The following is a 20,110-nucleotide window of genomic DNA, read 5'->3' on the forward strand; positions in this document are numbered from 1 at the left end:
ATTAATTACCACCATTAACCCAGTATTCATTCAGTTTCATAAATGGATTATTGTTCACAGCATCTGAGCTGATAGGCCAGGTCCAGGCACCACGACTAAATTTATCTGATGTAAGTACATTGTAAGAAAACTGACTGTTTAAAATTCTTTTGGTTCTAACCAGATCGAAGTAATGGTGGCCTTCGCCGATAAGCTCTCTAGATCTTTCGTAGAAGATAAAATCTTTCAGTTCTGAGCCTCCGCCACCACTGTATTTTGTTGCTTGTGCACGCTCTCTTACTTTATTCACCAATACAATGGCCGCTGCATCTTCTCCTAAATTGGCAAGGGCTTCTGCATAAAGCAGCAATTCGCCGCCGTACCTGAAAATCATAAAAGTATTATCAGGGTTGGCATCTTCCTCACCAACAATGAAGGAGTTTTTTGCATATTTCAACAACATGAACTTTCCGTTATCAGCAAAAATATCTTCGTTAAACCAGGTGGTTATTCTTTTATCACTACCATCCTGAAAAATTTTCTGCATATACTCTCCCCTGTAATAAGCAAAACTTACACGGTGGGTATACTCGGGCCTTTTATATGGGTAATGCAAAAACATATCGGCAATTGGCGCAACGTTCAATACTGCATCTCCATAATTGATACTTTGATAAAATTCAAACAAACTTTCTTCTGAACGACCTTTGATCACGGTTGACCATTCGCTAAGCGGCAATAACCGATAGGCATTACTGGCAACCAGTTCTTTACCTAAATCTGCGGTAGCCTCATAATATTTTTTTGCATTTGCATTGTCGAAACCGGCATTCCACATATTCATTTCCATCATTAAGGCAATAATGCTGCCTCTACTTGCCCGTACACCTTTTAAAGCAGGATCGCTATAAGTAAATGGAATTTCGTTTTTATGGCTATTTAAATCGGCAATGCATTTATTCAGTACAGAAACAAAATTTTCACGTGGTAATGAGGTAGAGTGAAATGCATCTGTATAGTAAACAACATCTCCAAATAATCGTACCATGGTGAAATAGCAAAGTGAGCGGATAAAAGCAGCCTCAGCTTTAAACTGTCCTTTTTCGGTATCGTTAACGCCTGGTACGCCCTCATCTAATTTTGCAATTAAAATGTTTGCACCTTGAATGGCCCTGTAATAACCTGTCCAATTTGTTATTCTATCAAAATTGTAGTAATCCCAGGGCTGCCCCCTTCTGATTAGATTTAATATATCGTTCCTGCCCAAATATTCTACATATTCTCGCGATGGGGCATTATCAGACTGGCTTTCATGCAGCACTTCACCTGACCTATATTCTCCAACCGCACCAACATAGTGTGTTTCGTTTATTTTACTAAAAACAATCCTCGATAAATCGTAAATATTGGCAACAACATCTTCTTTAGACTGGAAATAGTTGTTACCCGTTAATTTATCCAAAGGCTGTACGTTTAAAAACTTTTTACATGAAGGCAAGCAAAAAGATGCCGCAATAACTAAAGTGTAAATGATAACTTTTTTCATAATAAATATTTTTAGTTGCCTGTATTAAGTTCTAAGTTTAAACCAATATTATAGGTACGTGGTACAGGATATCCATTTGAAATATCGCGCCCTAATGCGGTTACATTTTCTGGATTTGGACCACTATACTTAGAAAAGGTAATTAAGTTATTGGTTGAACCAAATATCCTTAAATTGGCAAGCCCGAATCTGCGTATCAACTTTTTATCGAACATATAAGAAAGCGTTAAATTGTTGATTTTCAGGTACGAACCACTTTCCTGCCATAAGGTTTGATCGGCTCTTAACGGCTGTATACTTCCGTAGCGGGCAAAATCATAAGGGTATGGATATTTGGCTACATCACCAGGTGATTGCCAGATGTTCAAATCACCTAAAGGCACTACCGCATTTAATGCAAAAGGATCTTTCATAATGGCAATACGATCGGCAAGGGCATTATTCAAAATTGTTCTGTCTGCGGTATAACTTGCATACATATTTAAGCCCCAGTTTTTATACCTCATGGTAAATGATAAACCTCCTGTAAACAATGGTTGTGAGTTTCCGGTAATTTCGTAATCTCTTCCATCCAGGATGTAATCGCCATTTACATCTTTTAAAATCGGGTCTCCTCCATAAAAGAAGGTATTGTTGGTTTGGTACCTTTTTCCGGTAACCGGATCTACAGGTACATCACCATCAGTGCGGTAAACACCCTGGTTAATTCTTAAATAGTTGGAAAGAGTATTTCTACCCACACGGAAAACATTATGTTGCAGGTAACTGGAACCATCAAAGCGGATATATTGGCCGTTATATTCTTCAGGCAATTTTAAAAGCACATCGCGGTTATAAGCGCCGTTTACTGAAAATGATAAATCAAAATCTTTACTGGTAATGGCTTTCACATTTAAACTGATCTCGGTACCATAATTTGCAATACCTAAATCGTTGCTTGATAATTTGTTAAAACCTGTAGTATTGGATAAAATACGATCGAACAATAAATTATCTACTTTTTTGAAATAAGTATCAACAACGATCGAGAATCTGTTCAGGAAACCGATATCAAGCCCTAAATTGTATTGACTTGTTGTAGTTGGCTTTAATGCCGGGTTTGGAATTAAATCGTAATCTATACCAATGGTTTGGGTATTGTTGTAATTTCCATTAAGGTTGTAAATACCATAAATACTTTGAAGATTACCTGTTGGCACAATATTTTGCCCCCATGTTAACCTTAAACTACCATAATCCAACCATTTTTTATCGGTTAACCAGTTTTCTTTGTTAAAGTTCCACCTTAAACCAACTGATGAGTTTTTAGAATATGGATTTTCTAAACCGCTTGATGATGTACCATCCAAACGGTAAGAAAATTCAGCAACATATTTTTTATCGTAATCGTAGGATAATGAGCCTGCGAATGAGGCAATTGTAGCATTTCTATAGCTACTTAAAACCCCACCACCTCTTGAATAAAAACCATCAATACCAATTGGGCCCTGAAGCTGATCATTCGGAATTCTCTCCTGCCGACTTATTGACGATTGTGAGCCTTGTTTATAGATCTCATTAAACGTGTTGATAAAGAAATTATGTTTTTCGCCAATCGATGTTGCATAAGTAATGGCATTTCTATTGTACAACTGGAAATTTCTTCCATTATAATCGTATAGTTTGGCAAACTGTCCGTTTGCCGCAGCAGGTGTAAATGTGGTTTCAGTATCTGATGTATAATCGTAACTCAAGGTTGATGAAGCTGCCAAACCCGGGATAAATTCGTAGCGGGCATCAATATTTGCTCTTAAATTTCGCGAGTTATTATCATTTAAAGTTTGTAAGGCCGATAATACCCCGCCCGAGGCCTGATAAAATGATGGTGGCGGCAAAAGTGTTGAAGCCTGCCCGTTTGAAGCTACTCCCGATTGAAGTAAACCGGCACCGTTACCTTTATTTTGTTTACCAACTGAACCGTTAACAAAACCGAAAAATCTAAATTTATCATTCGGTTTAAACTCCATGTTCATGTTTAAATTATAGCGGTTATAACCTGTGTTTTTAATCACACCTTTTTCGGAATAATAACCCATATTGGCTTTGTAATTAAACTTTTGATCACCGCCATCTAAAGCCAGGTTATGACTTTGGTTAAAGGTAGTTTGGTAAAATACATCCTGCCAATTGGTAGAATTATTCCAATAGGCATTTAAGCTATCGGCAAGAAAAGGTGTATTACTTATTCCCCTGATTTGATTAATGGTTTGAGCATTTAAAATGATCTGCTGAATTTTTAATGAACGCTCTGAATTACCACCTAGGGTTTCGCGTAATTTTGGTGGAGAATTAACGAAAAAGTTTGATACGTATTTAATACGTGGCACTTTAGAGTTACCTCTTTTTGTAGTGATAATAATTACACCATAAGCACCTCTCGATCCATACATGGAGGTTGCCTGTGCATCTTTCAGGATCTGGATATTTTCGATATCCTCCTGAGGGATTAATGAAAGCGGACTAACTCCCGGACCTTGTGTTTGAAAACCAAATTCAGCTGCTTTATCTGCATCCAAAGGTACACCATCAATAATATACAGTGGCGATGTAGGTTGCAGAAATGAATCGTTACCGCTACCGGATATACTTAAACTCGACAAACCACGAAGCTGTACCGATCCTCTAAAACCCGGAGCACCCGTATTGTTCTGGATATTTAATCCCGGTACTTTACCCTGTAATAAGGTTTCTATATTGGATACAGGTACATCTGCTACATCTTTATTGGTTAGCACGGTTACCGAACCAGCAGTAGTTTCTTTCGGCCTATTTTGATAAGCTACAATGATAACATCGTTCAGATCTTTACGGTCTTCGCTAATGGTAACTGTAATATTTGTTTGATTGGTAATTTTAACCGAAGAGGTGTTGTAACCTAAAAATTTAAATAAAAGTGTGCCTCCAACAGGTACATTTACAGAAAACTTTCCGTCGCCATTGGTTTGTGTTAGGCCTTTATTGGTGGCTTGTAAAACCACAGATACTCCTGGAACGCCTTGTTTTGTGTCTTTATCTAAAACCCTACCATTTATAATGATATTTTTTTCTTGCGAATAGGCATTCGTACAACATATTATACATACAATAAGTAATGTATATAAAAGTATATTTCTTTTCATAATATTAGCTTTATTGATCAACTATTCGTTAGCAAATTTTGGGTTTTCGTTTTTGAAATAAAATACAATCTCCCAGTCACCTGCTTTATAAATGGCGAAATCGATACCGAAATTGCCCACTGTACGTATACCTCCAAAACCTATTCTGGAGTAGCTCAGATCCACTTTTGCTCTTGAACCTCCGGTTGCGTAAGATGTTGGAACCTCTACCAATGGAATGGGATAAGCAACATCGTATTGCACATATTTATCTGTTTTTTGAATATTAAATCCATGGATCATTTTGTCCCAAACGGTTTCATTAAATGCAGATGGATTAATTTCTACAGAATCTTTGTTCAAAACCTTAATTCTAAGCGAATGCCCGTTACCACCGGAAGTAAATGGACGGATGTAAACGATTGCGTCCTTTTTATCATTATTACTTACCAGCGGTAAGTTAGATGTAGCACCGATTACGTTGTTTAGATAAGGGCGGATATAATCCCGAAGAGTTTTATCTAACGGAAATTTTGGATCAGGCGCAGGCAAACCTGTATAGGCGTTAAAATCATTCGATGGCTCGTAAGGGCGCTCCCTGAACGGTCTGATCTGAAAATCCCTGATGAACCTTTCTCCACCTGTATTTTTCACTTTAACATCAAAAAAGCGCGTATCCTGAGCGAAATTGGTACTATCTGTCGGACGGGGCTTTAATATCTGATTGGTTGCCGAAGGCCATAAAATAAATTCGCCTGATGAACGCATTTCAAATATTGGATGCGTTTCTATTTTTCTCTTTGCTTCGATTTCGGCGAGGCTTTTTTCTAAACCTGTATAAGGTGCAATCCATACATAAGTAGGTGCAGTTGTAAAAAGATCTGTTACTGGTTTTCCATCGCCATATCTAACATTCAAAATTTCAAACGTAATCGGATTGGTTGAATTGTCGCTGTTAAAGCCACCGATAAGATTGGTTCTGCCAATTATAGGCTCGAGAATTTTATTACTAAAATTCACATTATTACTCATATAATCCTTCTCGTCAGGCAGGTCGAAAATCTTTTTACAGCTACTAAAAACAGTGAGGGCAAGTAAAAAGAGCGCAAAATATTTATTTATGATAAATTTCATTGGAGTATTTATTTTAATGTTTCTATTCCGCATCATTATTTCGTTTTGTTTATGGTAAACTCTGCCAACTGGAATAATCCGCTGTTTCGCAGTTCGGTAATATCAATGCGGTAAAATTTATAGGCAACAGTATTTGTGCACCTGAAAATCTTTTGCTGATACCTTTCTTCGAAGAAGAAGTTAGATCTTCTATCCAATTCTACCCAGTTTACACCGTCCATAGAGCCCTCATAAGTCCAGGCTTTTGGATCCCTTTCGTTGGCATCATTTGCCGAGGTTAAGGTATAAACCGATGACACCGCAGGGGTTTTAAGTTCAAACCTCATCCACAATTCACCCTGCAAATCAGCTAAGAACTTAGTATGGTCATCTCCATCAATCACTTTTCTTGAATTTTCTCCACTGGTTATACCTCCGCCATTTTCGCGGTTAGATGAAAACACACCACCTATTTCGAGGTATAGGTTTGGTGGTGGCGGTACAAAAGTTAACCTGGTAACGAACTCGTTAAAACCGAATACGTGATCGGCACTGATTACGTGTACCACACCATTTTTGGTTTTAATGTTGTTTGATGAGGTTGTACTTGTTGCCCAGTTGCGAACAAATTTGCTTTTTTTGGTATTATCAAAATTTATAACTGCCGGCCCTGCGCCAACCTGGCCCGAAGCAGAGATGTTGGTAATGCTGGCATGCATCGGGTAACCAATATGTACACTGGTTAAGTTTAAACCATCCTGAAGTTTTAAGGAATCAGTTGTTTTTTTACCTCTGATAATATAATAAGAGGTCATTGTATCTAACTGAACCGCATCAATATTGGCTAAAAAAAGTGGATCTTTATCTGATAGTTTTTCTTAAAGTATTTAAGTTCCTCAAAGCCAGTTGAAAACTTGGGTTTGTTACAGCAAATAAAGTGACATTACTATCGGTTAATGTTTTTTTCAAACCCATTCTATCAACTGCTACAATTAGCGAATCGAAAACGCCTGGTTTGCTTTTTAAATAATCGTAAGTACTACCGGCAAAGGTTACATCCTGTTCTGGAGCATCATAAAACCCTCCGTTTTTTTTGCAAGCTGCATTGACTAGAATTAGCAACGTTAAAATTGCTAAAGCGCTCATGTATTTTATTGAATTTTTCATATCCGTATAATTAGCGCCAGTAAGCATTTTGGGTTAATAAACTATTTTGAGAAATAAGTCTCCTTGATATTGGCCAATAAATGCCGCCAGAGTTAATGAGGTTCATAAATTTGGCATCATTTTGTTTAATTTTATTGTAGCGGATCAAATCGTACCATCTAGAACCTTCGCCCAACAATTCGCGGTGGCGCTCTTCGAAAATGACTTTAATAATATCATTGGTATTTAGTGAATTAAGCAGTTCTATAGGGTCTTCAAATCTTCTGCTTTGTACAACAAGCAATTCATTTAAAGCACCATTTTGATCGCCTAAAACTGATAAAGCTTCTGCCCTTAAGAGTACAATATCTTCTAACCTTGTAAAAATTAAAGCACTGGTAAAATACCTGAAGTTCGGATCTGTTCCTCCGCCTTGAATCACTTTGATTTTGCTAAAAATGGGATACTTACCGTTTAAATTTGTAAAGTATCTGCCATCATATTTTGCCTGACCTAAAGTATCAACAGCAAACCTTTGATCTTTAGCGATATTAAAATATTTTAAGATCGAATCTTTTGGCAGGTATATATCCGGTACAGATTTGGTCATAACCAAGGCTCAGCCAGGGTTAGCTCTTCAATGTGCCCTGTAGATGAGCCATCAACATGTCCGTAATCGGAGTTAAAACCAAACATTTGTCTGGTGTTTTTATTGTAAAAGAACCCGTTAGAATTTGATAGATCACCACTTGAAGTAAAACCACCTGCACTTCTGTTATAATTATCCTCAACAAATTTGGCATATTTAGCAACATTGGTGTAATCACCATTCCAGGCTGCTATATGGGCTAAAATGGCATAGGCTGTAACTTTGGTAGCCAAAGCACCACCCCATCTTCCTGATGTTTCATTATAATAATCAGTAGGCTGCTGCACATCACCACCACTATAAATGAATGGCATATCGGCTGCTGCTTTTAAAATTTCCTGTTCGGCCCATGCTAAAACCCTTGCCTGGCTTTCGCGGGGTTTATCGGTAAACTTACCTTCATCCGAAGAGGTTATAAAAGGTACATCTCCCCAAATCCTAACCATATAGAAATAAGCAAAAGCCCTTAAAAATCTAGCTTGGGCAATATCAACAGTCATGTTATTGCTGGTGTAACGCTTATCTGTTTCTTTCACATGTGCTATATTTTCTAAAAAAACATTGGCACCATTAACAATGGCGTAAAACCTTGTCCAATCGGATAACGACTCGAGTACCGGATATGATGCATTTAAATTATTACCGATAACTGCCTTTAAATCCTGCCTTTTAGGACTTAAGAAACTCTCCTGTTCTTACATCACCATAAATCCAGTGACCGTTATTATCTGATAAAGCAGCCCTTGTTAAAGCATAAACCCCTAAAATTCCAGATCGGGCATCTTCTACGGTATTCCAGGCATTTTTTTCGCCAACAACTCTGGTAGAATCTGTTTCTAAAGCTTTATTACAGCTCGCAAAGGCCACTATAGAAATCAGAAGTATGTATAAAATATTTTTCATCTTGCTTGATGTTTCGTTAGTTCTTGTTTTCATCTTATAGCTCCATTTTAACACCTACAGTATATGTTCTTGGAATTGGCTGGCCATAGCCTGTATCAACGCCATCGTAGCTAACCAATTCAGGATCCTGACCGGTGTAAGGTGTGAGGGTGAAAATATTACTCACTGCACCGTACACGAAAAATTTACTGATTTTGATGCTTTTCTTACTAAGCAGGTTCCCAAGATCGTAACCTAACGATACCTGCCTCAACTTCAAAAATGATGCATTTTCTAAGAAAAGATCCTGATCTGCGCGATAAGGAATTACCGTACTCCAAGGGTTATAAAGCGGGTATTTTGAGTAATCGCCGCGTTTTTCCCCAAAAGGTAATTTCTTTTACAGAATTGATATCTGTATTGCCTTCGCGGTTAACGAAATCAAAACGGTTAGCCATCTCCTGGTTAATTAGCTTTCTACCTAAATTAAAATATAAGCTTGTACCTAAACTCCAGTTGCCATATTTAAAGTTGTTATCAAAACCACCTGCAATAGTTGGTAAAGAGTGTCCTTTTAATACTTTATCATCATCATCAATGGTATTATCGCCATTTTGATCCTGCCAACGTGGATCGCCAGCTTTTAAAGCAATTCCCTTGTATTTTAATTTTTGTCCATTCACTACCGGCACATCCGCATCTGAAGTGTAAATACCGTTATTAACCAATAACCAATATTGATCTACAGGCTGGCCAACCTTTAAAAACCTGTTACCTACAACAAGCTGGTCCAAACCTCTAGGCAGGGCTTTCAGTTCGTTCGAATTGTGATTAAAGTTTAAGGCAGAATTCCAGGAGAATTTACTTTTGGCAATTACCTGACCGCTGATGGTTACATCAACCCCCATATTATTAACTGACATTCCGCTTTCGATAGATTGCTTATAACCATATTCGGCATAAGCAGGAATACCAATTAATTGGTTTTTATCAGTTTTGCTGTAAAGATCAACCGAAAGGTGGAGACGGTTTTTTAACAATGCGGCATCGGCACCGATATTAACCTGATCGGAATACGACCAAGGCACACCATAACCCACCCAGCCAAACTGATAAGAACGGGTTAACACACCAAACGCGTTATATCCGGGCACGGTTAAGTTACCTGTATAACCAACAGAAGCTGTATATTGTGGCCCTTGTGCGTAATTATCGTAGCTAAATGTACGCCCCATTCTACCAACACTTGCACGTAACACCAAATCATCAACCAATCTGTTATCTTTCAAAAATTCATTTTTGATATTGCAGGCAGCAGAAATAGTTGGTGAATAAAACCAGCGGCTTGTTGGTTGTGCATTTGAAGAACCATCTAAACGTAATATAGCTGATAAGAAATATTTTTCGTTAAATGAATAATCGGCTTTGCCATAAAAAGACAGTAAATTATCTTCAGTTTTATCAATAAAGCGATAAGTTAATTCTCTAGGGAAAGCAACCGGGATTAAATAATTTCCGTTATCCGAACCATCATCATTTTTAGGTTTCGAATCGAGCAAGTTGATTTTAATGTAATCGTTAACACCTTTATAAGCATAAGCGTTACTGTATTTGTAAATATCCCATTGCATGGATTGGCCTATTGCAAAATGAAAATCATGAACCTGATTAAGATTTAAATCATAGGTTACTTTATTATCCATCATTAACCTTTGGCTAAAGCCGTAATAGTTAGAGGCATAACTGTTGCCCTGCAAAAGCGTTCTGGCATAAAAAACATCCCTGTAACCTTCACTGTAATCGGCATTAAAGGCCGATATAACTTTAAACTTGCCAAAAGTGCCTTCTAATTTGGCATATCCCTGGATGCTGTTGGTTTTATTATCATCAAAGCCTTTTGCGTATTGCTGTATATAAGAGGCATAAAAATCTTTGTTCGGAGGAAGCGGGGCGCTTAAATCAGGAAAATAATTAAGTTGTGCAAACCGATCGCGCAGGTTCCTGTTTCTATCACGGTTTAGGCGGTTTGCATTAATCATGGTAGAAAAAAGCAACCACTTAGTGGGCTTCATATTAATATTAAAAGTGGCACTATAACGATCTATGCCGGCTTGATCGGCTACACTCTCGCTTTTAGTGTTACCCAATGCAAACCTGAAGTTAGCCCTGTCGGTACCCCCCGCAAGCGAGAAATTAATGCCATATACCAAGGCATTTTTATAGTACAAATCCGTCCAATCTGATTTACCGCTATATACGTTGTTTAATGAATCACTTAGATATACCGGATATTCTTCATCATCAGAATACCTGCCGTTTGTGGTATAAATATCGTAAAACCGCTGTCTGAACTCATTTTCATATCTTCCATTAATGGTATTAACAGATGGTTTTTGCACCATACCGATATAAGAATTGAAGGAAATTGAACGGTATTTACCAACTGCTGTTTTAGAAGTTAGCACAATTACACCATTAACACCCCGTGGGCCATAAATGGAAGTAGAACCCAAATCTTTTAGTACTTCAACAGATGCAATATTATTCATATCGATACCTGCCAATAAATTAGTTGCAGGGCCGATTCTATTAAAATCAAATTGTTGTATATCAAAAGCGAAAGGATGCTCCCTTACCAAAGGGATTCCATCTAGCACAACCAGAGGCTGTACATCATATAAATCCTTTTTAGACAATAGCGGCATTGCAGCCCCTCTGATAAACATATTTTGTATAGAGCCCGGTTCGCCTGATGGCTCCTGAACATACAAACCAGCAAAATTGCCCTTTAAATTTTGCTGTAATGAAATGGCTGGAAAAAGAGACAGATCTTTCGGATCTTTTTTTACACCTCCGGAAAGCTTGTTGTAAAGTGTTTTTTGCTTAATCTGGTCTAAACTGTCTTTTCGCAAGGAATCTTTCAGAGTTACGATCTTAATTTTTGTCGTATCCTGAAATGCCAGGTAATTAATTGTTAGGCCTTTATGAAGTTTTTTGCCCGCTGCAAAAGTCGGTAAAACGTTTAATGTAAACGCGGCAAAAAAGACAAGGCACACCCATAAGTATCGCATAGTTAATGGATCTTTAATTGGTAAAAAAAATGATTTTTAAAACTTAGTTTTTCGGAAACGGCAAGATAGGTCTCGGGTTAGAAAGACAGGTACTTCGATAGTAATAGTTAGGGATTCTCATAAAATTTAGCATTTGGTTAAATCAAATATATATATACTAAATCGTTTTAACAACAAAATGTCATTTTTATGAAATTTTTATAAAACAACGTAATAATATTAAATTCTATTAAAATAAATGTCAAATCGACACGTAAAAAATTAAATATTATTAATATTTGTTAATATTTTAACATCCTATAAAACAGCACGTAGTGATATTTTTGAGTCTTAATTACAATAAATTGAACAATTTTCTGTTGTTAAGCCTGAATCTAGTTAAACGTTTTACTAAGCATTTAATAAAGAGGCCCATATCTCGCTGAACAATAGGGTGTGTTCGCTTTGCAACAGCACCACTGCTTGTTACAGTATTATTGCCACATCAGTATTCTTTTATGGTTTAAAATGACTTATGAGCGATCATTTTTCTGTAGCAACCCGGTAAACCGGATCTTCAATAATATTTACCTGGATAATTTCGCCGGCATTTTTAAGTAAACGTTTACAATCATTACTCAGGTGCTTCAATTGCAGCTTCTTATTTGCATGGCTATATTTGTCGGTAAGTTTATTCAAGGCATCAATGCCTGACATATCGTAAATTCTACTGTTTTTAAAGTCTATAACTACAAAAGCAGGGTCTTGGGCAACATCAAAAAGCTCATTAAAATTGGCCACCGATCCAAAAAACAACGGTCCGTATATCTCATAGTGCTTTACACCATCGGCATCAATGTGCTTGCCCGCCCTTATCCTTTTAGAACTTTCCCATGCAAAAACCAGCGCAGAAATAATTACCCCGATTAATACGGCCAGTGCAAGGTTATGCAACCAGATGGTAATTACCGCAACCAAAATGCCGATCACAATATCTTGCTTGGGCATCTTATTAATTACCTTAAAACTCATCCATTCAAAGGTTCCGATGGCAACCATCATCATTACCCCTACTAATGCAGCCATAGGCACACGATCGATTACAGGCGCACCTACCAATATAATGATCAGAATGGTAATGGCAGCAACAATACCCGATAACCTGGCCCTTGCCCCTGCCGAAAGGTTAACCAATGTTTGCGCAATCATTGGGCAGCCCCCCATGCCGGTAAAAAAGCCGTTTGCAATATTTGCTATACCCTGTGCTATGCTTTCTCTGTTACGGTTCCCTTTCGTTTCTGTAATTTCATCAACCAGGTTTAAGGTAAGCAATCCTTCAGTTAAGCCTACACCTGCCATAATGAGCGCGTATGGAAAAATTATTTTAACTGTATCCAGGTTAAATGGAACTAGAGGAATATGAAATGGCGGAAAACCTCCTTTAACTGATGCAATATCTTTCACCAATTTGGTATCGATTCCGAAACCTAAAACAACAATAAAAACCAAAATAATGGCCACTAAAGATGCAGGAATAGCTTTGGTTATTTTTGGGAGGATAACTACAATTGCAATAGTAAGCAGCACCAAAGCCAACATAATATATAAAGGTGTGCCGCTTAACCATTCTACTTTACCATTTACCATGGTTTTAAACTGTTCTAACTGCGACATAAAAATAATTACAGCCAAACCGTTCACAAAGCCGAACATTACAGGCTGCGGAACGAGGCGCACAAATTTGCCAAGTTTAAATAAACCCACTAAAATCTGGATTGTGCCGGCAAGCGCCACTGCGGCAAAAACGTATTCTATGCCCTGGGTTTTCATTAAAGCAATAAGCACAATTACAGTAGCACCCGCACCACCCGAAACCAAACCTGGCCTGCCACCCAAAACTGCTGTTACAAGGCCCATAATAAATGCAGCATACAAACCTGTTAATGGCGGAAAACCGGCAAGAATAGCAAATGATAACGATTCGGGAATCATCGTCATGGCTACAGTTAAGCCTGCAAGTATTTCAGTTTTGTAATCTATTTTCTTCGAAAAATCGAAAAGTTGCAGGTAGGGTTTCATTAATGAATGATATTAGCAAATTGCAAATATCGAAATAATAAGCACAATAGCCTTATTATTGGCTACGCATTGTGGGTAAGTTCAGCAAGCTGCTCCTCATCCTTAAAAGTGTAACAGCTCTTGTCGTGATCAGCATTTCCTGAAATTGGATTTATACGATGCTGAAAATTGCTTCCCCAAATTTCCAATGCTTTAAAAACATCAGTCAGCCTTTTACCCGATTCGGTAAACGAATATTCCACCTTTGGCGGTACCACGGGATAAATTTTCCGCTCCACAATCTGATCTTCCTCCAACTCCCTCAATTGCTGGGTAAGCATTTTCTCCGTTATGCCTGCAACACTACGGTGAAGTTCTCCATATCTTTTCGGACCCGACAAAAGCCTATTCAAAATAGTTAGTTTCCATTTACCGCCAATTACATTCAGCGCCGCTTCCATTGAGCAGGAGTAATAGGCTTGTCTTTTCTTTGTCATATAAAAATTTCGATGCAGGTGTTTAAAGAATCTCGGACCATTTCGTACTAAAAAGTGCGTACCGAACCAAAAAGTACATACTTGATGGGTGGTATAATTAGCCGTCTCTTTGACCTATTAAAACATAAAGATAATGAAAAAATTAGCAGGAAAAACCGCAATCATCACAGGTGGAAATAGCGGTATAGGTTATTCAACAGCAGCAGAGTTTTTAGCTCAGGGTGCTAAAGTAATCATCACAGGCAGAAATGAAAAATCGGTAAAAGATGCCGTTGCTGCACTGGGAGAAAATGCTTTCGGAATAGTTTCTGACAGCGCCTATATGGAAGAAATTACAAAATTGGCAGAACAGGTAAAAACGATAACACCCACATTAGATATTATTGTGGTAAACGCAGGCATAGGTAAATTTAACTCATTGGCAGATATGACAGAGCAAATGTTCGATGAAATTATGAATATCAACTTTAAAGGTGCCTATTTTAGCTTGCAGCAATTATTGCCTTTAGTTAACAACGGCGGTTCTATTATTTTAAATACTTCGATAAACGCACACATCGGTATGGCTGGTGCTACCGTTTATGCTGCAAGCAAATCGGCATTATTAACTTTAGCAAAAAATCTATCTGCAGAATTAACTTCCAGAAAAATAAGGGTAAATGCGGTTAGTCCTGGCCCTGTTGGCACACCCTTGCATACCAGCGAAAAACTTGGCTTAAGTGAAGAAGATTTGCAGCAAATGGGAGAGCATTTGGTAAAACAGATCCCCGTAGGCAGATTCGGACAAGCAGAAGAAATTGCTAAAACAATCGCTTTCTTTGCTTCTGATGACTCATCATTTATTTTGGGATCAGAACTTATCGCAGATGGCGGCATGTATAATTTATAATAAACAATTGAACCAGGGGATATTTCCCTTGGTTCAATTAATTAACCTGGAATAATACCATTACGTTTCAATTCATCAAACAAACTAAAAAACATTTTTTCGGTTTCCACATACTCATGAAAACCCATCCGCCGCGCTTTGGTTCCATCAGAAAAGAAATCATAATCCCATGAAAAAACAAAATCGCCAAACGGCCAAGAGGATACCGACGAATAATGGTGTTTAGCCAGGCCGTATTTTTCCTGCATCTGCGTCCATAAAGTCAATTTATCAGCCATAACTATTGTAAGAGGCATTTGGAGCGGTGGCGCGACTTCCATTTTAAAATAAGCGGCAATTTTTGGCCAGAGATCATTCCAGCGGATCAGATCGCCATTTGTAATGTTAAATGCCTGATTGGCGCATAAAGGATTTGTAGCTGCCCAAACTGTGGCCTTTGCCAATAAGCCAGCATCGGTAATATCCAAAAGTTTATCGCAGGCACCCAACTTACCAGGGAAACGAAGTGGCAAACCCAATTCTTTTGATATGGAGGCATAAATAGCAATTACCAGCACTAAATTCATCGGATTACCCAAAGCTGTACCTGCAACCACTGAAGGACGAATTGCCGACCAGCTCCATTTTTTTCCTTTTTGCTGCGCTTCAAGAAATTGCTGCTGATCTACATTAAACTCCGGTGGCATATGCCCGCCATCATTTTCTTTGGCGGGCGTTTTAAAAGGGCCATAATGCGCGCCATAAACTTTATATCCCTGCATTAAACTAATATGCTGTAAATCCACAGCAACATTTTCTATTGCATTAACTACATTAACGAGCATAGCCAAATTAGGGGCTACCAGCTCAGCCCATGATGGCTTATCCTGGTAGGCTGCATAAAAAATATGCGTTACGGCTGTTAATGTTGCTAATTTTAGCTTACTATCTTCACTATCCAGAAGATTAACCGATATATATTTAACGTTCCCATTACCAGTACACCCACGGCGGGATAGGCCAATAATTTGCCAATCGCCAAGGCTTTCTAAATGGCTGATGAGGTTGCTGCCGATAACGCCATTTGCGCCTACCACTACTGCTGTTTTTTTGCTGTTCATCTCTTAAAATTGAGTTGTAAAGTTCAGCTCAAAAAATAAATGTGTTTTTGTAAAATAGTATGATAGATTTGTATAATTCCAAGATGAAACGATACATCCAATTTCAGCCCATTGTTATTTCGGATTTCGAAGCAAACGAATGGCAACATCCTGTGCACCAGCACAACCATTATGAACTGATTTACATCAAAAATGGATCCGGCAGTCATATCATTAATAATATCCCTATAGCCTATCAAAAGGGAAATGTATTCTTAATTGGCCCTGATGATGATCATCGCTTTGAAATTGATGAGAAAACGCATTTCGTTTACATTAAGTTTACTGATATTTATATCCATCAGCAAGAAATTAACTCAACTGGCCTACAACATTTAGAATACCTGATTAAAAGCCGGGAAACACATTTTTTAGGTTTCAGTTTTAATGAAGATGACCAGTTGGTGGTGGAAAATATTATTGCACTCATATCCTCACTCCATAAAAATATGTTGCAAAATGAAGCGCTAATTTGGATACAGATTTTAACATTATCGCATATTATGCAACGCAACATGCCAGAAATTAAAGGCAGTTTACAACGTTCGAAAGATATTCAGGCCATTTTCTGTTATTTGCATAAACACATTTACCATCCACAAAACTTAAAGGCCAGCATTATGGCTGCGCATTTTAATCTTTCAGAAGATTATATAGGTTCGTACTTTAAAAGGAATACAGGCATTACCCTTAGGCAGTATGTTCAGGATTATCGACAAAACCTCATTAAAAAGCGCATGGAAAATGGCAGGTTTGGCCTAAAACAGATTGCCGCCGAATTTGGCCTAACCGATGAAAGCCATGTAAGTAAGGTACTGAAGAAAAGTATATAGTCAACCATCTGAAACCAGTTTCAACGTGAATTACGGACTGAATTGTTTATCCTTAACAAATATTAGGCTTATTTTCCATGTTTTTATAACGCTAAACTATTTCCTCATTTACAGGAGATTTGTACTACAGAAAAATAGCTCTTATCTTTATCCTTACAGGCATGAACCACAAATTAAGAACCCATATAGAAGAAATTGTAACGTTAACGGATGATGAATTTGATTATGTACAGGAAAATTTCATCACCAAAAAATTTAAAAAACATCAATTTTTAATCCAGGAGGGTGAACAGGTAAAATACTCTTATTTTGTGGTATCAGGGCTTTTAAAACTGGTGCATACGGACGATTCGGGAAAACAGCATATCGTTTCTTTCGCTATGGAAAACTGGTGGGAAAGCGACTATCTTGCCTATTTTAATCAAAGCTCTGCCACCATGAGTTTGGAGTGCCTGGAAGATACCGAAGTGTGTTGCTTTACCCTTAAAAATTACCAAACCCTGTGTACGGAATTTCAAAAAATGCAATATTTTTTTCTGCAGAAAGCCAATTACGGACACATTGGATCGCAGCGAAGGATATTATCATTACTTACATCAAATGCTCAAGAGCGTTACGAACAGTTGCTAAAGCAATATCCAGCCTTATTTCAACGGGTACCCAAATCGCTTCTTGCAGCTTACCTGGGCGTTTCCCGCGAAACTTTAAGTCGGTTTTCTCAATAATACTGTGATAAACCTCACTCCAAATTCTTGCGGTTCATCACCGTTTAAACCCTAACATCGGCTGCAACTTTGTATCATTAAAATTTAAATACAAAGTGATGGAAAAACAAATCATTAATCCCTGGCAGTGGCAAAATCAGCGCAGTTATGTACAAGCTGTAGAAGTTAAACAAGCAACAGGCACGCTTTACGTTTCGGGGCAAACAGCTACCAGTGCAGATGGCATATCAAGCACGGCCGACGTAAAAACCCAACTTATTGAAGCCATACAGCATTTGGAACAGGTAATTGCACAAGCTGGATATGAACCTAAAGGTATTGTCCGTTTAAATATTTACACCACCAAATCAGCTGAATTTTTCGAATGTTTCGATATTTTTCAGGCGTGGATAGCAAAACATGGTATTAAACAAGCCACTACCTTATTAGAAGTAAAAAGTTTGTACGAAACCTTAAGCGTAGAATTAGAAGCAACTGTAGTAAAGTAGATGCGAATCAATTAGCGCTTAGAAACTGTAAATTGTTAAACTAATGCTGTAAACGGCATATAAAATGCCATTAAATATAGCTTCGAGCAATAATTTAAAAAATCAGTCGGGTGACTGATTTTTTTTTGCCATTTTATCGACCAAAACAAAACACTGATTATCCAGTTAGATTAATATTATTGGTTAAAAAGCATGGAGGAAAAGTATAAATGACGGCTTCAGCACAATTGGCAAAGTGGGTGGCAGAAAAACATGCGGGGCAACTCGTAAGAAATACGAGTAAGCCCTATTTTAGTCATTTGGAAACTGTTGCAACGCTTGCAGGGCCTGTAATAAGGTTGGGTTACGAAATTGGACTTTGTCATGATTTATTGGAAGATACAAATACCAATGGCGATGACCTTCAAAATGCATTAATCCGTTTTGGTTATGCTAAACCTGATGCATCTGAAATTATGAATTGTGTAATCGAATTAACAGATGTATACACTAAAAAAGCTTATCCTTACCTTCATAAAGTGAAGCGAAAAAAACTGGAAGCCGAGCGGCTTTTTAAGGTAAGTGCCGCTGCCCAGACCGTAAAATATGCCGATTTAATGGATAATATTGACTGGATGATGCAGCACGATCAAAAACATGCTACAAAATACCTAAATAAAAAACGCCTGCTAATTGCCAACCTAAACCAAGGCAATGCACAGCTTCGCCAACAAGTATTAAACCAAATTAATAAATGTTTATGGACACTTAAATATGATCATTAAGATTATGCTCCGCTTTTCTTTTGATCTGCATAGGCCACATTATAAAGGTGGTTTGGCTTTAAATAAATTACATCATTTTGGAAATCGAAAACAGTATTGAATCTTTTCAGAATATCTGTACCTAAATAATGAACGTTTACACCTGGCATTGGTTTATTTTGCTCCATTACCTGCGCCGGAACATCTTTAAGTTCAAAATTGCCGATTTTTAAACTTTGTAATTTTACTGTAGTTACAGGTACTTCGTTTCCCCTAGTGCCATGCATCATCACTTTTTTTATAACTTCCATCTTATCTGTCGGAAATTTCATTTCCCGCAGCAAATCATTATCCAGCATTACGGTACGCTGATAGCCTAAATCAAAGAAAAACAGACTTTTATTTTTGGTACCGCTTTGCAAAATCTCACTTTCAATAAAAGGTTTGTTTTTGATATAGGTGATTTTAAATTTAGTGTATTGTTTATCCAATAAAATCTGTTTTGGCATCACTGAATGCACTATCAGTTTATTTTTGTCGTAATCAAGGGCTACAATCATGCCGTCGAATATATCCCAGCCCAGCAGTCCATCCGTTTCATCACCAGCCAGTTCGATATCATAAATTTTGCTTTTATAAGTTTGATTCCCAATTTTAACATCATAATCGGTATTATAAAGCTTTGGCTTAGATTTAACTTTTTGCTTCAAAGCAGCGGTTGTGAGGTCTACTTCGGTTGCACCAGAATCGAAGTTCAACAAAAGGGAATCCGTTTTATTGAAAACCACTGGTAAAAAGTTAGTATTGTATTTATTTATGAAAAATGGAATAGAATCGTGTACTTCAGGCGATATTTTACTAAAATTCTTTAAAGGTGGGCACACAATCCTTGTTCGGCAGGAATCTTTGCCGTTTAATAAAACAATAAATTCTTTTTCTGCCCCCGGGCCTATTCTGAATACAATAGAATCTATATCTGTTTTAAATTTTATGTTTATTGATTTGGTTATTTTCCCCGTTGTAAACACATCCAACTTTATTTTAGGATTGATGTACCAGTTTGATGAGGCCTTATGCGCTTCGTAAAATTTTGCCTCACCAGCTCCGGCTTTAACAATTGGTAATTTCTGTTGGGCTAAAATAGAAAAGGGAAGTAACACTGCTGCAATGAGTAATATTTGTTTCATAAGCGAATAATAGATTTAAGATTTTGCAAGGGATTGCATTTAAAGATTG

19 protein-coding genes are annotated in these 20,110 nt (G+C 37.6%); 5 read left to right on the plus strand and 14 right to left on the minus strand.

All coding sequences use genetic code 11. The features are described 5' to 3' along the window. Position 1: 1 nt before the first annotated feature. The 12 genes from AC0IWE_RS17230 to AC0IWE_RS17285 form a co-directional block, all read right to left on the minus strand. The gene (locus AC0IWE_RS17230; protein WP_055908318.1) at positions 2–1,525 is read right to left on the minus strand and encodes a RagB/SusD family nutrient uptake outer membrane protein; all 1,524 of its coding nucleotides are present in this window, start codon (positions 1,523–1,525) and stop codon (positions 2–4) included. Between the two features lie 11 nt (positions 1,526–1,536). Then, a complete protein-coding gene (locus AC0IWE_RS17235; protein ID WP_471793980.1) occupies positions 1,537–4,683 on the minus strand; it encodes a SusC/RagA family TonB-linked outer membrane protein in 3,147 nt (1,048 codons plus the stop codon). A 21-nt stretch (positions 4,684–4,704) separates the two neighbouring features. After that, positions 4,705–5,796 carry a DUF5007 domain-containing protein gene (locus tag AC0IWE_RS17240; RefSeq protein WP_471793981.1) on the minus strand — a complete coding sequence of 364 codons (1,092 nt, stop codon included), beginning with the start codon at positions 5,794–5,796 and terminating at the stop codon, positions 4,705–4,707. 35 nt (positions 5,797–5,831) lie between these two features. Next, the gene (locus AC0IWE_RS17245; RefSeq protein ID WP_471793982.1) at positions 5,832–6,590 is read right to left on the minus strand and encodes a hypothetical protein; all 759 of its coding nucleotides are present in this window, start codon (positions 6,588–6,590) and stop codon (positions 5,832–5,834) included. A gap of 46 nt (positions 6,591–6,636) precedes the next feature. After that, positions 6,637–6,942 carry a hypothetical protein gene (locus AC0IWE_RS17250; RefSeq protein ID WP_471793983.1) on the minus strand — a complete coding sequence of 102 codons (306 nt, stop codon included), beginning with the start codon at positions 6,940–6,942 and terminating at the stop codon, positions 6,637–6,639. Between the two features lie 10 nt (positions 6,943–6,952). Then, positions 6,953–7,531 (minus strand): RagB/SusD family nutrient uptake outer membrane protein, encoded by a 579-nt coding sequence (locus tag AC0IWE_RS17255; RefSeq protein WP_471793984.1) that lies wholly within the window; start codon positions 7,529–7,531, stop codon positions 6,953–6,955. Beyond that, positions 7,528–8,217, minus strand: a complete 690-nt coding sequence (locus tag AC0IWE_RS17260; RefSeq protein ID WP_471794054.1) for a RagB/SusD family nutrient uptake outer membrane protein — start codon at positions 8,215–8,217, stop codon at positions 7,528–7,530. Before AC0IWE_RS17260 ends, AC0IWE_RS17255 begins: the two co-directional genes overlap by 4 nt. Positions 8,218–8,239: 22 nt before the next feature. Continuing rightward, positions 8,240–8,506, minus strand: a complete 267-nt coding sequence (locus tag AC0IWE_RS17265; RefSeq protein WP_471793985.1) for a hypothetical protein — start codon at positions 8,504–8,506, stop codon at positions 8,240–8,242. 1 nt (position 8,507) lies between these two features. Continuing rightward, on the minus strand, positions 8,508–8,732 hold the full coding sequence (locus tag AC0IWE_RS17270) for a hypothetical protein (RefSeq protein ID WP_471793986.1): 225 nt from the start codon (positions 8,730–8,732) through the stop codon (positions 8,508–8,510). 64 nt (positions 8,733–8,796) lie between these two features. Continuing rightward, the gene (locus tag AC0IWE_RS17275; protein WP_471793987.1) at positions 8,797–11,364 is read right to left on the minus strand and encodes a SusC/RagA family TonB-linked outer membrane protein; all 2,568 of its coding nucleotides are present in this window, start codon (positions 11,362–11,364) and stop codon (positions 8,797–8,799) included. Positions 11,365–12,045: 681 nt separating this feature from the next. Continuing rightward, positions 12,046–13,581 carry a SulP family inorganic anion transporter gene (locus AC0IWE_RS17280; protein WP_471793988.1) on the minus strand — a complete coding sequence of 512 codons (1,536 nt, stop codon included), beginning with the start codon at positions 13,579–13,581 and terminating at the stop codon, positions 12,046–12,048. A gap of 62 nt (positions 13,582–13,643) precedes the next feature. Next, the gene (locus AC0IWE_RS17285; protein ID WP_082458738.1) at positions 13,644–14,057 is read right to left on the minus strand and encodes a winged helix-turn-helix transcriptional regulator; all 414 of its coding nucleotides are present in this window, start codon (positions 14,055–14,057) and stop codon (positions 13,644–13,646) included. A gap of 133 nt (positions 14,058–14,190) precedes the next feature. On the opposite strand from AC0IWE_RS17285, the gene AC0IWE_RS17290 reads away from it, so the two are divergent. Beyond that, the gene (locus tag AC0IWE_RS17290; protein ID WP_471793989.1) at positions 14,191–14,946 is read left to right on the plus strand and encodes an SDR family oxidoreductase; all 756 of its coding nucleotides are present in this window, start codon (positions 14,191–14,193) and stop codon (positions 14,944–14,946) included. A gap of 41 nt (positions 14,947–14,987) precedes the next feature. Here AC0IWE_RS17290 and AC0IWE_RS17295 read toward each other — a convergent pair whose 3' ends face one another. Next, complete coding sequence (locus AC0IWE_RS17295; RefSeq protein WP_471793990.1) at positions 14,988–16,046, minus strand: SDR family oxidoreductase; 1,059 nt, start codon at positions 16,044–16,046, stop codon at positions 14,988–14,990. 83 nt (positions 16,047–16,129) lie between these two features. Here AC0IWE_RS17295 and AC0IWE_RS17300 point away from each other — a divergent pair, with 83 nt between their 5' ends. The 4 genes from AC0IWE_RS17300 to AC0IWE_RS17315 all read left to right on the plus strand — a co-directional run bounded on the left by AC0IWE_RS17300 (position 16,130) and on the right by AC0IWE_RS17315 (position 18,895). After that, complete coding sequence (locus AC0IWE_RS17300) at positions 16,130–16,918, plus strand: AraC family transcriptional regulator (protein WP_471793991.1); 789 nt, start codon at positions 16,130–16,132, stop codon at positions 16,916–16,918. A 161-nt stretch (positions 16,919–17,079) separates the two neighbouring features. Continuing rightward, positions 17,080–17,643, plus strand: a complete 564-nt coding sequence (locus AC0IWE_RS17305; protein ID WP_471793992.1) for a Crp/Fnr family transcriptional regulator — start codon at positions 17,080–17,082, stop codon at positions 17,641–17,643. Between the two features lie 98 nt (positions 17,644–17,741). After that, complete coding sequence (locus tag AC0IWE_RS17310) at positions 17,742–18,131, plus strand: RidA family protein (RefSeq protein ID WP_055908343.1); 390 nt, start codon at positions 17,742–17,744, stop codon at positions 18,129–18,131. Positions 18,132–18,340: 209 nt separating this feature from the next. Then, a complete protein-coding gene (locus AC0IWE_RS17315; protein WP_471793993.1) occupies positions 18,341–18,895 on the plus strand; it encodes a hypothetical protein in 555 nt (184 codons plus the stop codon). Between the two features lie 2 nt (positions 18,896–18,897). Here AC0IWE_RS17315 and AC0IWE_RS17320 read toward each other — a convergent pair whose 3' ends face one another. Next, positions 18,898–20,061, minus strand: a complete 1,164-nt coding sequence (locus AC0IWE_RS17320; protein WP_471793994.1) for an aspartyl protease family protein — start codon at positions 20,059–20,061, stop codon at positions 18,898–18,900. Positions 20,062–20,110 lie beyond the last annotated feature (49 nt).

The sequence above is a fragment of the Pedobacter sp. AC402 genome, from assembly GCF_979252805.1.